This is a genomic window from Shigella sp. SIG6, from assembly GCF_053555815.1.
In genome coordinates, this window is sequence record NZ_JBQZXC010000232.1 from 1 (window position 1) to 2407 (window position 2407).

Sequence of the window (2407 nt, forward strand, 5' to 3'; positions counted from 1 at the left end):
TCTTCGGCGCAAGCTTGATAATGGTGGTCGGGTGCTCGTCAAAGGAAAATGCCCTGTGCCATCCTCAGCCGAAACCTCCAGCGCCTCCGGCATGGGCAATGATGCCACCGTCGAACTCTCTCCAGTTGCTGGACGAAACGTTCTCGGTATCCGGGACGGAATCATCAGCGACCAGACAGCATTGAGAATGCTTCAGGAGTACATCAGGATCCAATGCCTTGGGGGGTAGCGGTAATTTTACTCATTATCCTTCAAATCAGATTCTGTTGTCAGAGGAATGGGGGAAGCTGGATTCGCAAGAGCTTTTTATGGGCAGTTTAGCTAAAAAAAGGCAACACGAAGCTAAAACTACCAACATAAAGTGCTGACCAGCTAGCAGCTGAAATCAGACTCACTGTATACACTTTCACTGGATGAAGTTGCAACATTCCTGCCACCAAAGGAGCAATGTAACGCAGCACGGCGATAAAGCGCGAAGTGAAAAGTATTGACACAGAGTTATTTTGCAACTGAAGGCGAACCCGTTCTATTGTATTGGAACGGCTCGATATTATACATGCAAGTTGAGGGATATGCCCAATTATTATACCAAGATGGTAATTAACGATAGTACCGCACCATGCGCCACTCATGACCGTGATTCCAGCTTCCCATGGTGAAAGAGTCGTCTTGCTGACTGTAATTACAGTGGCCATCATAATTGATGCTGGTGGCAATATCGCCGAAATGAGTAAAGTGGATTTTGTGAACGCTATTATAAAAAGAAGCCCCCATAGGCGATATGGATGAAGTACAAAATAGTTCATCAAAGCATTTATCCACTCCATCAATGTCTTTCCTTCTGTGAATTTTTCTTTGCTATTTAACCGTGATACGACTTAATTTAGGCTTAAACACCTTACATTTACAAGGTACTCCTGTGGGGGGCCCTGCCACGGAGCGTCGCAGGAGTGAGTGATGAGGAAGAATTAAAGCAACCTATTGTGACAGGCAGCGATAACAGTAAATCACAGGAAGCATAATCATGGCAAAACCGGACTGGGAGGCCATCGAATCGGCATACCGGGCCGGAGTCCTTAGCCTCCGTGATATAGGCGAGAAATACGGCGTTACAGAAGGGGCTATCAGGAAGAGGGCCAAAAAGCTTGGTTGGGCACGCAATGGCGGTACGCAGGTTTGCAAAAATGGTACGCAAAAAAGGAAAGTGCGTACCAGCAGAAAGCCTGCCATTACTGGCCTTACACAAAAAAGTACGCAACTAAAAACAGAATCTACACCGGATACGAAACCGATACGCGGAATGCGTACCGATCCCCCGACTAACCCATTCCAACCCGGTAACCAGCAGGCATTAAAACACGGTGGTTATGCCCGTCGCCTTCTGCTCAAAGATGAGGTGATAGAGGACGCTAAAGCGTTGACGCTCGAGGACGAATTATTTCGCCTTCGTGCTAACAACCTTGTCGCTGCAGAGAATATTGGTCGGTGGTTGGTGTCGCTGGAAGATGCTAATGGGGACCAGGAAAGGAAGATGCTGATTGAAAATATCAGCGCCGCCGAGAAAGCAATGATGCGCAATACAGTTCGTATTGAGTCCATCGTTGGCACGCTTGCGACGGTAGGAAAAATATTTGCTGATACAGCCTACCGCAAGGCCGCCACTGATAAGGTGTCTCTGGAGGCTGATCGTCTTCGCCGTGATGCAGGTATTGATGATGGCAATGGAGAGCGTGACCTCAATGACTTCTACTCTGACATCCAAACCGACGCTGAATCCGGCTTTACGTAGTTTCTGGACTATGCGGGCACGTAACAAAGTGCTTTATGGTGGTCGGTCATCGTCAAAATCATGGGATGCCGCTGGCATTGCCATATTTCTGTCGAATAAATACACCCTGCGTTTTTGTTGTGCCCGTCAGATCCAGAATAAAATCGAAGAGTCGGTGTATACCCTGCTCAAAATTCAGATAGACAGGTTTGGTCTGCGGCACCGTTTCCGTATTCTGAACAACAAAATCATTAACCGGGTTACTGGCTCGGAATTTGTTTTTTATGGATTATGGCGCAACATCGAAGAAATTAAGTCACTGGAGGGGATCGATGTGTTGTGGCTGGAAGAAGCCCACGCACTGACGGAATACCAGTGGAAAATTCTGGAGCCAACGATCCGTAAAGAGGGTTCGGAATGCTGGTTCATATTCAACCCCGGACTTGTTACTGATTTCGTCTGGCGCAACTTCGTTGTTGATCCGCCCGAAGGCACTCTCATCCGCAAAATTAACTATGACGAAAATCCGTTTCTGTCTGACACCATGCTTAAGGTTATCGACGCGGCGCGACGCCGTGATCCGGATGGTTTTAAACATGTGTATGAGGGCGTTCCGGAGTCTGATGATGATGCGGCAAT

3 protein-coding genes and 2 pseudogenes are annotated in these 2407 nt (G+C 47.7%); 4 read left to right on the plus strand and 1 reads right to left on the minus strand.

What is annotated here, in order from left to right:
- Positions 1 to 20: 20 nt before the first annotated feature.
- Positions 21 to 104 (plus strand): annotated as a pseudogene (rz1, locus tag ACUU1M_RS19750) (lysis system o-spanin lipoprotein Rz1); the annotation flags it as partial.
- Positions 89 to 229, plus strand: a pseudogene (locus tag ACUU1M_RS19755) (lysis protein); the annotation flags it as partial. The pseudogenes rz1 and ACUU1M_RS19755, both read left to right, overlap by 16 nt.
- An 88-nt stretch (positions 230 to 317) precedes the next feature.
- On the opposite strand, the gene ACUU1M_RS19760 reads toward ACUU1M_RS19755, so the two are convergent.
- Positions 318 to 830, minus strand: a complete 513-nt coding sequence (locus ACUU1M_RS19760; protein ID WP_011069285.1) for a DedA family protein — start codon at positions 828 to 830, stop codon at positions 318 to 320.
- Between the two features lie 194 nt (positions 831 to 1024).
- Here ACUU1M_RS19760 and ACUU1M_RS19765 point away from each other — a divergent pair, with 194 nt between their 5' ends.
- Both ACUU1M_RS19765 and ACUU1M_RS19770 read left to right on the plus strand, forming a co-directional pair.
- Positions 1025 to 1789 (plus strand): hypothetical protein, encoded by a 765-nt coding sequence (locus ACUU1M_RS19765; RefSeq protein WP_001108109.1) that lies wholly within the window; start codon positions 1025 to 1027, stop codon positions 1787 to 1789.
- The coding region (locus tag ACUU1M_RS19770; RefSeq protein ID WP_449144765.1) for a PBSX family phage terminase large subunit at positions 1740 to 2407 on the plus strand (668 nt) is incomplete at its 3' end. The genes ACUU1M_RS19765 and ACUU1M_RS19770, both read left to right, overlap by 50 nt.